Raw genomic sequence first — 12,113 nt, 5'->3', positions numbered from 1 at the left:
ATCAAACAGCTGTGCTCGCGCTCTCGTCGCCGCCGTCACACCGCATACCGGACGTTGCGAACAGGCCGAACGCGACCCACCTGCCCGCAACCCCCGGAAACACTGATCGCCGACGCGAGACCGGCCTGCGGTCGCATTCCTGCCCGATCCATGGCAGGCGCACATGATCGTGACCAGGCTCACGTTACCGATTCGAGATATTCGGCGCCGGAGCGTGCCCGACCCGGCTCGGCGACGACCGCTCAGACCGCGGTCAATTCGTGCAGCTCGCCGGTGTCGGGATCGACGGTGACGCCCGGCCCGGCGACGATCTCGGCACCCTCGAACTCGGCGAACGCCGAGGCCGCCACGTCGATCGGCGCGCCCGACTCGTCGGTCTCGACGCCCGCCGCCTCGGTGCGCTGGCCACGCCGGAACTCGCTGGTGCCGCGACTCATGTCGTGACCCACGGAGACCGCCTCGAGCTCGTAGGCGGTGCGCGGCTGGTCGTCCTTCGTGTAGTCGCGCTGGTAGTAGCGCCCGTGCACGATCACCGGTTGACCGCGCAGCAGCGACGCGGCGACGTTGTCGGCGAGCGCGCGCCACGCCGTGACCGACACGAACAGGGTGGTGCCGTCGACCCACTGCGCCGCCTCGCGGTCGAAGCGCCGCTGCGTGGACGCCACCCGGAAGTTGGCCACCAGGTGCCCGCTCTTGGTGCGCCGCAGCGTCGGCGCGTCGACCACGTTGCCGCGCACCGTCATCGTCGTCTCGTTCATATCGTCCCCCTCGTGTTCCGTCGCGGGCCCCGATCGAGGCCCGGGAGGAGCACACCAGCGCGAACGCCGTCCGCGGGCGCCGTCGGCGCGGGCTGTGGACGCACCGCGGGCCTGTGGACGCGCACGACCGGTCCCGTCGCCCCCGTGTGGTAGTGGCCGGCCGGTAACCTCGGCCGCGCCCGCCCTCGTAGCTCAGCGGATAGAGCAGCCGCCTTCTAAGCGGTTGGTCGCAGGTTCGATCCCTGCCGGGGGCGCCCCACCGCGTCGCTCAGGCCCGCGGTCCGTTGCGCTCCAGCTCGGCCAGCCACGCGGCGGCGCTCGCGTCCGACGGCGCACGCCAGTCGCCCCGCGGCGAGAGCGAGCCGCCCGCGCTGACCTTGGGGCCGTTGGGCAGCGCCGAACGCTTGAACTGCGCGAAGGCGAAGTAGCGCTGCAGGAAGTCCCGCAACCAGCGGGTGATCGTGGGCAGGTCGTAGGCGTGCCGCCCGTCGTCGGGGAAACCGGCCGGCCACCGTCCTGCCTCCGCGTCGCGCCAGGCGTGCCACGCGAGAAACGCGACCTTCGACGGGGCGAGCCCGTACCGCAGCACGTGGAACAGGAAGAAGTCGTGCAACTCGTAGGGACCGATGCGGTCCTCGGTGCTCTGCATGGCGCCGGTCTCCTCGTCCGCGGGCACGAGTTCGGGCGAGATCTCGGTGTCGAGGATCGACGTGAGCAGCCGTCCGGTCTCGTCGTCGAACTGCCCCGACGTGACCGTCCAGCGGATGAGGTACTGGATCAGGGTCTTGGGCACGCCGGCGTTGACGGCGTAGTGGCTCATCTGATCGCCGACGCCGTACGTGCACCAGCCCAGCGCGAGCTCGCTGAGGTCGCCGGTGCCGACGACGAACCCACCGCGCTGGTTGGCGAGCCGGAACAGGTAGTCCGTCCGCAGCCCGGCCTGCACGTTCTCGAACGTCACGTCGTAGACCGGCTCGCCGCGCCCGTAGGGGTGGCCCATGTCGGTGAGCATCTGCGTGGCCGCGGGGCGGATGTCGATCTCGGTGCCCTCGACGCCGAGCGCACGCATGAGTGCCCACGCGTTCGACTTCGTCGCGTCGCCGGTGGCGAAGCCGGGCATCGTGACGCCGAGGATGGTCCTGCGGTCTAGCCCGAGCCTGTCGCACGCCTTCGCCGCGACGATCAACGCGTGCGTCGAGTCGAGACCGCCCGAGACGCCGATGACCATGCGGTCGCCGGCGGTCCTGAACCGGCGCGCCAGGGCGACGACCTGGATGTTGAACGCCTCGTAGCAGTCCTGGTCGAGGTCCGCCTGCTCGTCGGGGACGAACGGGAAGCGGCGCAGCGGACGGCGCAACCCGACGTCCCTGCCGTGCGGACGGTGCGTGAACGCGACCCGCCGGTAGCGCCGGGCCGGTTCGTCGGCCAGCGCGGCGGAATCGGAGAAGGTGGGGGTGCGCATGCGTTCGAGCCGGATGCGTTCGAGGTCGACGTCGGCCACGAGCAACTGCGCGTCGTCGGCGAACCGTTCGGACGCGGCGAGCAGCGCCCCCAGCTCGTGGACGGTGCCCTGCCCGTCCCACGACAGGTCGGTGCTGCTCTCGCCGGTCCCCGCCGCCGAGTAGACGTACGCCGAGACCGTGCGCGCCGAGTGGGCGGACGACAGCGCGGCGCGGTCGGCCGACTTGCCCACGGTGATGTTCGATGCCGACAGGTTCGCCAGCACGGTCGCGCCCGCCATCGCCGCGTACGACGACGGCGGCACGACGGACCAGTAGTCCTCGCAGATCTCGACGCCGATCACGAGGTCGGGCACGTCGGTGGCGGCGAGCAGGATGTCGTCGCCGAACGGGACGGACGCTCCCGCGACGGTGATCGACAGCCCGGACGTACGACCGCCCGAGGCGAACCATCGCTTCTCGTAGTACTCGCGGTAGTTCGGCAGGAACGTCTTCGGCACGACCGCCAACACCTCGCCGCGCCCGATCGCGACCGCACAGTTGTAGAGCCGTCCCTCGCGCCGCAGCGGGGCGCCGACCAGCAGCACCGGCGACAGGTCACGGGTGGCGTCACGCACCGTCGCGAGAGCGTCCTCGACGGCGTCGAGCAGCGCGTCCTGCAGCAGCAGGTCGTCGATGGCGTAGGAGGAGAGCCCCAATTCCGGGAACACGACCAGGTCGACACCCTCGGCGTCGGCGCGGCGGGCCAGTTCGACGGTCGCCCCGGCGTTGCGGGCCGGGTCGGCCGTGGCCACCTGCGGCGTCGCGGCCGCGACGCGCACCATCCCGTGCGCGTGCAGCGCTGCGAAGTCGTGCTCGCTCACCCGACCGCCTCTCCCGTGTGCTGTTCGAGTTCCTCGACGAGGAAGGCGAGCGCGGCGGCTGCCGCGGCGTCGCGGATCTCGCCGCGCGCGCCCTCGAAGTGAAACTCCCGTGTCATTGTGCGGGCCCGCGACGCGATGCCCACATGCACCTCTCCGACCGGACGGCCTCCCTGCGCGCCGGGACCGGCCACCCCGGTGATGCCGATGCCGAAGTCGGCGTCGACGCGCTCGCGGGCGCCCTCGGCCAACTGACCCGCCACCTCGGGGTGCACCGGTCCGTGCTCGCGCAACAGGTCGTCGTCCACGCCGGCCATGTGGTTCTTGGTGTCGGTGCCGTAGACGATCAGCCCGCCGCGGTAGGTGACGCTCGTGGCCGGCGCCTCGGTCAGCAGCACGCCGAGCATGCCGCCGGTCAGCGACTCGGCCGTGGCGATCGTCGCGCCGAGCTCGACGAGGCGACTGTGCGCCCGGTCGGCGTGCCGCTGGGCGGCCTGCAACGTGGTGGCGTCCATGCAGCGGTCCTACCCCGACGCGGCATCGGTGATCAGCGCGCCTCGGACGCCGTCTGTCAGAGGTCGTAGAGCCGGTCCCGCTGCCGTTCCCAGGCCCGGCGCCCACCCATGCGCCACGACGCCCGCTGGGAGGGAGTCAGGCTGCGCAGGAATTCCGCGCGGTCGCCGGTGTCGAGGCCGTCCATGACCCACCCCATCTGGATCACGAAGCCGCGCTGGCTCGCCGAGGCGCGGGTTGCACGGCACAGCCGGCGCCACTCGGTCGGCGAGAGGTGCTGCTCGATGAGCGGCACCAGGTTCGCGACCTCGTCGTCGAGGCTGTCGGACAGGGCCGCGTCGACGGCGGCGAACGCAGCGGACACCTCGCCGCGGGTGCCGGTGTCCGCGACGGCCTGCCAGCGGGCCAGCGGCTCGCGCGCATGGTGCATCTGCTCGAGCACGGCGACGCGCCGGTCCCGGACGCGGCGGGTGAAGTCGGCCGAACCGGGCGCGCGCAGCGCCAGCACCGGCCACAGCAGTTCGTCCGCGGCCTGCATGCGGTGCCCGAACTGACCGGTGTAGGTCTCGAAGATGCGGCCGACGGTGCGGGTGCGCTCGTGGTCACCGGCGAGGACCGCGTCGACGATGAACGGCAGGTCGCCGAAGATGCGCCGGTAGAGCCGGTGGGTCTTGAGCACGTCCGCGAGATAGGGGCGGTTCGACGTCGCCGTGAAGATCGTCGTCATCGCTCTCTCGTCCCGTGCGGTGGCCTGGGCACGAAGATAGTTCAGCTCGCACCGACCGGGCGGGCATCTCACGCACGAGGCAGTGCGATACGCCCGACTCGTGCGCTTGTGCCCGCCGGGACGGGCAACATGTGGGACCTTCGGCCCACCGCTGCGCACGAGTCGCGACGCGCGGACGCCCCGGCCGGGTCCCGGCCGGGGCGTCGCGTTCCGTGGTGCGGGTGGTCAGACCTTCTCGGCCTCGTCACCCGGCGTGGTCGGGCCGGCCGCGGTGGTGGGAGCGCTGTCGGACTGCTGCGCGCGCACCGACTCCTCGATCTTCTTGCCGAGCTCGGCGTCGACGTTGCGCCAGTACTCGAAGGCACGGGTCAGTACCGGCTCGGACACGCCGTTGAGCAGGTGACCGCTGGCGTTGGACACCAGCCGCTCGCGGGCCGCGTCGTCCATGACCTCGCGGACGAGCGTGCCCGCCTGGCCCCAGTCGTCGTCCTCGGCGTGCTGCGTGTAGGCCGCACGCACCATCGGGCCGCCGGCCTCCCAGCCCTTGCCGTCCTGCTGCGAGGTGTCGGCGTGGGCACCGCCGTAACTGTTCGGCGCGTACACCGGTTCGGACGGTGCGTTGAACCGGTAGTTCATCGCACCCTCCTTGGAGTAGGAGTTCACCTGCTCGGCGGCCTTCGGCTGGTTGACCGGCAGCTGCGCGTAGTTCGTGCCGATGCGGTAGCGGTGGGCGTCGGCGTAGCTGAAGATGCGGCCGAGCAGCATCTTGTCCGGGGACGTGTCGATGCCCGGCACGAAGTTCGACGGCTCGAACGAGCTCTGCTCGATCTCGGCGAAGAAGTTCTGCGGGTTGCGGTTCAGCGTCATCTTTCCGACCTCGATGAGCGGGTAGTCGCGCTGCGACCACACCTTCGTCAGGTCGAAGGGGTTGAAGCGGTAGGTCTCCGCCTCCTCGAACGGCATGATCTGCACCTTCAACGTCCAGGACGGGAAGTCGCCGTTCTCGATGGAGCCGTACAGGTCCTGGCGGTGGTTGTCCGGGGACGTGCCGGCGAGCTCGTCCGCCTTGTCCTGCGTCAGGAACTCGACGCCCTGGTCGGTCTTGAAGTGGTACTTCACCCAGCTGCGCGTGCCGTCGGCGGCGATCCACTGGAACGTGTGGCTGCCGAAACCGTCCATGTGCCGCCACGTGCGTGGGATGCCGCGGTCGCCCATGAGCCAGGTGACCTGGTGCGCCGACTCGGGCGAGAGGGTCCAGAAATCCCACTGCATGTCGTTGTCACGCAGGCCGGACGCCGGCAAGCGCTTCTGGGAGCGGATGAAGTCCTGGAACTTCATCGGATCCTTCACGAAGAAGACGGGGGTGTTGTTGCCGACCAGGTCGTAATTGCCCTCGGTCGTGTAGAACTTCAGCGCGAACCCGCGCGGGTCGCGCCAGGTGTCGGGCGATCCCTGCTCACCGGCGACGGTCGAGAAGCGCGCCACCATCTCGGTGGTGACCCCCGGCTGCAGGAACGCGGCCTTGGTGTACCGCGCGATCTCCGGGTTGGTGACGACGAACTCGCCGAACGCGCCGCCGCCCTTCGCGTGCACCACGCGCTCCGGGACGCGTTCGCGGTTGAACTGCGCCATCTTCTCGATCAGGTAGTGGTCGTGCAGCAGGATGCCGCCCGCCTCGCCCTGCGTGAGCGAGTGCTCGTCGCTCTCGACCGGAGCACCGGCATTCGTGGTCGTGTACTTGTCCCGCGCTGTGGTCATGCGCTCGTCCCCTCGGGTCGGCGGCAGGAACGGTGCTTGTCACCGTCCCTGCCGACGAGGTACCCCGATTGCCCGACCTTCGGACGGTCAGAGACCGGCCGCCTCCCGGCGTTCGGCCACGCCGACGTCGACGCGGCGGGCGTCGTCGGCCGCGCGGCCCGCGGCCTCGCGCATCTCGAAGACGTCGGACGCCCAGTCACCCAGCTCCTGGGTGACCTCCCGCACCGCCCCGGTGATGATCGAGGCGATGCGCCCGACGTGCGTGGCGGCGGACTCGACGACGACCTGCGCGGTGTCCTTGCCGATCTCCAGCTTGCTGACCATGAGTTCTCTCTCCGTCGCGGTGGCGGGCCGTGGGCGGCGCGTCAGACGGCGACGGCCTCCCGGTCGCTCCCGGTCGACTCGGCCGGCTCGGCCGGCTCGGACGGGCCGGTCTCGCCCGAGTCGCCCCGGCCGGTGGTCGGGAGCGCGAGACGGAAGATCTTCGCCCAGGTCGAGCCGATCTGCTTCGAGAACCGGCCGGTGTTGTAGTCGAGCCCGTACTTCTCGCACAGCGCCTGCACCTCGGCGGCGATCTCCGGGTACCGGCGGGCCGGGATGTCCGGGAAGAGGTGGTGCTCGATCTGGTGGCTCAGGTTGCCCGACAGGATGTGGAACAGCGTGCTGCCGGTGATGTTGGCCGAGCCCATCATCTGGCGCACGTACCACTCACCGCGGGTCTCGTTCTCGGTCTCCTCCTCACTGAAGGTCGCGACCCCGGACGGGAAGTGACCGCAGAAGATGATCGAGTACGCCCACAGGTTGCGGACGAGGTTGGCAGTGCCGTTCGCGGCGATCGTGAACGGCGCCTGCGGGCCGCTCAGCAGCGGCCACAGCACGTAGTCCTTCAGCGACTGCTTGCCGACCTTGCGCCAGATGCCCTTGAGCAGCTTCTTGTTCTCGGACGGCTTGCGTTTGCCCGTGATCACGTTCTCGACCTCGAGGTCGTGCAGCGCCACGCCGTACTGGAAGAAGGTCATCAGCAGGAACGCCCACACCGGGTTGAGCAGGTAGTAGGGGTTCCACTTCTGCGACTCGTCCATGCGCAGGATGCCGTAACCGATGTCACGGTCCTTGTCGACGATGTTCGTGAAGGTGTGGTGCATGTAGTTGTGCGAGTGGCGCCACTGGTCGGACGGGCACGCGGTGTCCCACTCGAACATCTTCGAGTTCAGGGCCGGGTCACGCATCCAGTCGTACTGGCCGTGCATGACGTTGTGGCCGATCTCCATGTTGTCGAGGATCTTCGACAGCGAGAGCGCGGCGGTGCCGAGCAGCCAGAACGGCGGCAGGGCGCTGAGCATCAGCGACGCGCGCCCGCCGGCCTCGAAGGCTCGCTGCGCCTTGACGATCTTGTAGATGTACTCGCGGTCCTCGGCACCGAGGTCGTCTACGACGCGCTTGCGCAGGGCGTCGAGCTCGCGGCCGAGTTCCTCGATCTGCTCGGGGTCGAGCTTGATGGTCTTCTCTGCCATGGGAGTTCCTCCGGTGATCGGATGGTGGGAGATCAGATGTCCAGTTCGACGTCGCCGCACGGCACGTTGATGCACAGCTGCACCTCGGTGTCGGGGTCGCTGTCGACGTCACCGGTGTTCACGTTGCGGACGCTGCCGCTGACCTTGCGGGACGTGCAGGTGAAACAGATGCCCATGCGGCAGCCGTAGTCGGGGCTCAGGCCGGCGTCCTCCGCCTGCTCGAGCAGCGTCTTGCCGCTGTTGTCGGCCGAGGCGCCGCTGCGGGCGAACGCGACGGTGCCGGTGGCGTCCTCGGGGTCGACCTCGACCGGTGCGGGCGCGAAGTCCTCGGTGTGCAGGCGGTCGTCCAGATCGCGGGCGACGAAGTGCGAGCGGATCGACTTCATCAGTCCGGGCGGCCCGCAGAGGTAGGTCTCGGCGTCGGCGTACCAGGGCGCGACCTCGTCCAGGTGGCCCTTGTGGAACAGGCCGTGCAGGTCGCCGCCCTCTTCCTGCTCGGTGTAGGCGAGGACGACACGGACGTTGTCGTACCGTCCGGCCAGGGCCCGCAACTCGTGCCGGTACGAGACGTGACGTTCGGTGAACGCGTAGTGCAGGAAGACGATCTCGCCGGTGTAGCCCTCGTCGCACAGGCTCCGCAGCATCGACATCACCGGGGTGATGCCGCTGCCGCCGCTGAGCAGCAGCACGCGCTCGGGCCGCGGCTGCGGCAGCGTGAAGGTGCCGGTGGCCTGCGACAGGCCCAGCACCATGCCGGGTGCCGCATGCGCGTAGAGGTAGTTGGACACCAGCCCGTGCGGGTGGGCCTTGACCGTCAGTTCCAGCAGCCCGTCCGCGCGGTACTGCGAGCACGCCGGCGAGTAGAACCTCTGGCGGCGGACGCCGTCGATGTCGACGGACACCTGCACGTGCTGGCCCGCACGGAAGCCCTCCCACTGCCGGGTCGGGCGCAGCAGCAGCGTGGTCGTGTCGGGCGAACCGTGCCGCACCTCGACGACCCGGGCGCGCAGTTCGCGCACCGTCAGCATGGGGTTGACCAGCTCCAGGTAGCGATCGACACCGTGGGGCGTGGCCAGCACCTCCAGGGTGCTGAGCAGCTTCTTCGCCGGCCTGCTCGAGAGCGCCGGAGTCAACAGCGACATCGGGTCGAACCTCCACTCGCTTTCGGTGCACATTCGTACACTCACTAGTGAACGGAAGCCGCGAACACGTGTCAACGCAGGACGGCGTGACGGCCCGCACGTCCGGCACGCAATCCCCCGGTGTACACCGGTTTCGCGTTCGCCCCGTCGGGACGTCCGCGTCCGCGTAGGGTGCGGCCTGTGGGGGACCCGAGGTCGCGCGCCGAGCGCAAGGAGCTCACCCGCCGCAAGTTGCTCGACGTCACACTGCGACTGATCACCGAGCGCAGCCTCAGCGGCATCAGCCTGCGCGAGGTCGCGCGCGAGGCGGGCATCGTCCCCACCGCGTTCTACCGGCACTACGCATCCGTCGACGAGCTCGGCGTCGACCTGGTCGACGAGAGCATGCGCCCGCTGCGGCAGATGCTGCGCGACACCCGCAAGGGACGGGTCGAGACCGGCGACATCATCAAGGACACCGTCACCGTGCTCGCTGCCCAGGTGCGCAACCACCAGGAGCAGTTCCGCTTCCTCGTCCGCGAGCGCTACGGGGGCGTGGGCGCCGTCCGCCGGGCCATCGCCACCGAGCTGCGGCTGTTCACGAGCGATCTGACCGTCGACCTCGCCCGGCTCACCACCGGCTACGACTGGTCGACGGACGACCTCGAGATGGCCGCCGACCTGATGGTGGGCTCGATGCTCACCAGCGTCACCCGGCTGCTGGACATCGACGAGCGCCACCCCGAGGACGCCGAACTCATCCAGCACCGGGCCACGCAGCAGCTGCGCCTCATCGTGCTCGGCATGGGGGCCTGGCGCAGCAAGGACTAGCGCCCCTCGGCGACCCCGCGGGCGACCTCGTCGACCACGCGCGCCAGCTCGAGGTCCTTGGCGGTCACGCCGCCGGCGCTGTGCGTGCTCAGCACGACGTCGACCCGGCGCCAGCGGATGTCCAGGTCGGGGTGGTGGTCGAGTCGCTCGCAGTGCGGGGCGAGTTCGGACACGAAGCGCACCGCGTCGAGGAATCCGCCGAACTCGATCGAGCGCGCGAGCCGCTCGGCAGTGCCGGTCCATCCGGGGTCGAGGGCGCGCAGCCCGTCGTCGATCGCCGTCCGGTCGAGCAGCTTCGCCATGACCCGACGGTAGCGCCGACATCGCACGGAACGGACGAAACGCGCGTCTCGATCACCCACGGGCTAGCCTCGGGTCGTGGCGGAACGCGCGGAGACCCCCGGCAATGCGGGCAACACAGCGGCACTGGTCTGGATCGACTGCGAGATGACGGGCCTGGACCTGCACAAGGACGCGCTCATCGAACTGGCCGTGGTCGTCACCGACGCAGAGCTGACCCCGCTGGACGACGGCCTGGACGTGATCGTCCATGCGTCCGACGAGCTGCTCGACGGGATGATCCCGTTCGTCCGCGACATGCACGAGTCCTCGGGCCTCACCACCGCCGTGCGCGAGTCGACGGTGACGCTGGCCGACGCCGAGAAGCTGGCGCTCGACTACGTCCGCTCGCACGTGCCCGAGGCCCGCACGGCTCCGCTGTGCGGCAACTCCATCGCCACCGACCGCGGCTTCATCGCGCGCGACATGCACGAGCTCGACGCCCACCTGCACTACCGCATGGTCGACGTGTCGTCGATCAAGGAGCTGGCGAAGCGCTGGTACCCGCGGGTGTACCAGTCGCAGCCGCGCAAGGCGTTGTCGCACCGGGCGCTGGACGACATCCTCGAGAGCATCGACGAGCTGCGCTACTACCGGCGCACCCTCTTCGTGCCGCAGCCGGGCCCGACCTTGGACGAGGCGCGAGCGGCGGCGCAGGCCGTCCGGGGGGACGCAGCCGAGTAGACGCGGCCAGCTAGACTTCTCCACGCCCGGCGGCAGTTGCGCCGGCATGGCGGGCGTAGCTCAGCTGGTAGAGCACCGCGTTGTGGTCGCGGGGGTCGCGGGTTCGAGCCCCGTCGCTCGCCCCGTCTGTCAGGCCCCGGACTCCGGGGCCTGACGCCGTTAACGGCCCGGATGCTCGTCGGCGGCAGCGGCAGCGGCCGCCGCGCGCAGCTCGTCGAGAACCGCACGGACGACCGGGGTCGGCTCGTTGCGCGACCGGCGGTAGACGACACCGATGCGGCGCGCGCCGAGACCGGGCAGCACGACCTCCCGCACCCGCTCGCGCGGCGCCCACTGCAGCGCGAGCAGGGGGACGAGCGCGGCGGCGAACCCAGCGGACACCAGCGTCAGCCCGGCGGTGAAGTCCTGGCACAGGTGTGCCGCCGGCAGCCGCAGGCCGGTGGTGTGCCGCACGCGGCGCATGGCCTGCCCGACCGCGCTGTCGGCGGGCCCGTCGATCCAGGGCCGGTCGGCCACCGCGGCGAGCTCGTCGAACTCGGCCCACGCGATCGGCACGACCGCACGGAACGGGTCGTCGAACAGCGCTTCGTAGTGCAGGCCGCGGGGCACCGTGCGCCGGCGCTGCGCGTCGTCCTCGACGAGCGCGAGGTCGGTGCGGCCGGCGAGCACGTCGTCGACGGCGGTGGAGTCGTCGAGCTGGTGCACCGACAGCTCGATGCCCGGGTGGTTGTCCCCCACGCCGATGATCGCGTCTCCGGCGAACGCGCGCAGCACGGTGACGAAGGCCGCGAGCGTCACGGTGCCGGCGACGGTGTCGGCGAGGGTGCGCAGCTCGGCCTCGGCGTCGTCGAGCACCTGCACCAGCGCGTCGGCGTGGGCGACCAGCCGACGTCCCGCCGTCGTGAACTCCACCGGACGCTGCCCGCCGCGGCGGGAGCGGTCGACGAGCACGAAGCCGGTCTCCCGCTCGAGCATCGCGAGCTGCTGGGACACGGCGGACGGCGACACGTGCAGCGCCTCGGCGGCGCCCACCACGCCGCCGTGGCGGTCGACGGCACGCAGGACGACCAGGCGACGGGGGTCGATTGCCATAAGTACAGCTTCAACCCGGCTCAATCAGAATGCAATTTTCTTTCATAAACACGGGTTGCACACTGAGGGTGTCGACAACGACGTCCACCAGTTCGAGCACGCAGCAGGAGCCCACCGTGATCACCGCCCAGCGCCCGTTCAGCGCCGCCACCAGCAAGTTCGCCTACGCCCAGGCCTTCTCCGGCTCGCAGGTGCGCCACGCCCACCGCGTCGGCCTCCGCGCCCGCCTCGCGGCGCGCCGCACCCGCCGCCCCGCCGCCTGATCCCACGGGCTCCGGCACGACCGTCCGCCCGCGCGGCACCGGTGAAATCGGTGCCCCGCGGGCGTGCTAGTGTCGAAGACCGGCCCACCGAGGTGGGCCGGTCGCATGATCTGCGCCGTTAGCTCAATTGGCAGAGCAGCTGGCTCTTAACCAGCGGGTTCGGGGTTCGAGTCCCTGACGGCGCACCACCCTC

13 protein-coding genes and 3 tRNA genes are annotated in these 12,113 nt (G+C 70.4%); 6 read left to right on the top strand and 10 right to left on the bottom strand.

The features are described from left to right. Nucleotides 1-242: 242 nt before the first annotated feature. Nucleotides 243-758 (bottom strand): single stranded DNA-binding domain-containing protein, encoded by a 516-nt coding sequence (locus tag ACYVP9_RS15145; RefSeq protein WP_460605735.1) that lies wholly within the window; start codon nt 756-758, stop codon nt 243-245. A 181-nt stretch (nt 759-939) separates the two neighbouring features. Here ACYVP9_RS15145 and ACYVP9_RS15140 point away from each other — a divergent pair. After that, nucleotides 940-1,012: transfer RNA gene (locus tag ACYVP9_RS15140), tRNA-Arg, on the top strand. Between the two features lie 14 nt (nt 1,013-1,026). Here the strand turns inward: ACYVP9_RS15140 and ACYVP9_RS15135 are convergent. The 7 genes from ACYVP9_RS15135 to ACYVP9_RS15105 all read right to left on the bottom strand — a co-directional run bounded on the left by ACYVP9_RS15135 (nt 1,027) and on the right by ACYVP9_RS15105 (nt 8,732). Next, complete coding sequence (locus ACYVP9_RS15135) at nt 1,027-3,081, bottom strand: glutamine-dependent NAD(+) synthetase (protein WP_460605734.1); 2,055 nt, start codon at nt 3,079-3,081, stop codon at nt 1,027-1,029. Next, nucleotides 3,078-3,593 carry a CinA family protein gene (locus ACYVP9_RS15130; RefSeq protein ID WP_460605733.1) on the bottom strand — a complete coding sequence of 172 codons (516 nt, stop codon included), beginning with the start codon at nt 3,591-3,593 and terminating at the stop codon, nt 3,078-3,080. The genes ACYVP9_RS15135 and ACYVP9_RS15130 overlap by 4 nt, the downstream gene beginning before the upstream one ends. Nucleotides 3,594-3,649: 56 nt before the next feature. Beyond that, on the bottom strand, nt 3,650-4,318 hold the full coding sequence (locus ACYVP9_RS15125; RefSeq protein WP_460605732.1) for a hypothetical protein: 669 nt from the start codon (nt 4,316-4,318) through the stop codon (nt 3,650-3,652). A gap of 225 nt (nt 4,319-4,543) precedes the next feature. After that, nucleotides 4,544-6,076, bottom strand: a complete 1,533-nt coding sequence (locus ACYVP9_RS15120; RefSeq protein WP_460605731.1) for a catalase — start codon at nt 6,074-6,076, stop codon at nt 4,544-4,546. A gap of 87 nt (nt 6,077-6,163) precedes the next feature. Then, nucleotides 6,164-6,400, bottom strand: a complete 237-nt coding sequence (locus ACYVP9_RS15115) for a hypothetical protein (protein WP_460605730.1) — start codon at nt 6,398-6,400, stop codon at nt 6,164-6,166. Between the two features lie 41 nt (nt 6,401-6,441). Further along, the gene (locus ACYVP9_RS15110; RefSeq protein WP_460605729.1) at nt 6,442-7,590 is read right to left on the bottom strand and encodes a fatty acid desaturase family protein; all 1,149 of its coding nucleotides are present in this window, start codon (nt 7,588-7,590) and stop codon (nt 6,442-6,444) included. Between the two features lie 32 nt (nt 7,591-7,622). Continuing rightward, nucleotides 7,623-8,732, bottom strand: coding sequence for a ferredoxin reductase (locus ACYVP9_RS15105; protein WP_460605728.1), 1,110 nt, complete (start codon nt 8,730-8,732; stop codon nt 7,623-7,625). Between the two features lie 180 nt (nt 8,733-8,912). Between ACYVP9_RS15105 and ACYVP9_RS15100 the strand changes: the two genes are divergently transcribed. Then, nucleotides 8,913-9,542 carry a TetR family transcriptional regulator gene (locus tag ACYVP9_RS15100; RefSeq protein WP_460605727.1) on the top strand — a complete coding sequence of 210 codons (630 nt, stop codon included), beginning with the start codon at nt 8,913-8,915 and terminating at the stop codon, nt 9,540-9,542. On the opposite strand, the gene ACYVP9_RS15095 is transcribed toward ACYVP9_RS15100, so the two are convergent. Beyond that, nucleotides 9,539-9,844 (bottom strand): 4a-hydroxytetrahydrobiopterin dehydratase, encoded by a 306-nt coding sequence (locus ACYVP9_RS15095; RefSeq protein ID WP_460605726.1) that lies wholly within the window; start codon nt 9,842-9,844, stop codon nt 9,539-9,541. The genes ACYVP9_RS15100 and ACYVP9_RS15095 overlap by 4 nt on opposite strands. Before the next feature lie 76 nt (nt 9,845-9,920). Here ACYVP9_RS15095 and orn point away from each other — a divergent pair, with 76 nt between their 5' ends. Together orn and ACYVP9_RS15085 are read left to right on the top strand one after the other, a co-directional pair. Continuing rightward, entirely contained in the window at nt 9,921-10,565 is a 645-nt protein-coding gene (orn, locus tag ACYVP9_RS15090; protein WP_460605725.1) for an oligoribonuclease, read from the top strand. Between the two features lie 49 nt (nt 10,566-10,614). Next, nucleotides 10,615-10,687 (top strand) — tRNA-His (locus ACYVP9_RS15085). A 37-nt stretch (nt 10,688-10,724) separates the two neighbouring features. Here the strand turns inward: ACYVP9_RS15085 and ACYVP9_RS15080 are convergent. Then, nucleotides 10,725-11,657, bottom strand: a complete 933-nt coding sequence (locus ACYVP9_RS15080; protein ID WP_460605724.1) for a LysR family transcriptional regulator — start codon at nt 11,655-11,657, stop codon at nt 10,725-10,727. 68 nt (nt 11,658-11,725) lie between these two features. On the opposite strand from ACYVP9_RS15080, the gene ACYVP9_RS15075 reads away from it, so the two are divergent. Both ACYVP9_RS15075 and ACYVP9_RS15070 read left to right on the top strand, forming a co-directional pair. Further along, nucleotides 11,726-11,920 (top strand): hypothetical protein, encoded by a 195-nt coding sequence (locus tag ACYVP9_RS15075; RefSeq protein ID WP_460605723.1) that lies wholly within the window; start codon nt 11,726-11,728, stop codon nt 11,918-11,920. Nucleotides 11,921-12,032: 112 nt separating this feature from the next. Further along, nucleotides 12,033-12,108 (top strand) — tRNA-Lys (locus ACYVP9_RS15070). Nucleotides 12,109-12,113: the final 5 nt, after the last annotated feature.

Source organism: Jatrophihabitans fulvus (assembly GCF_054781375.1).
This window is presented reverse-complemented; position numbering and strand designations above follow the sequence as displayed.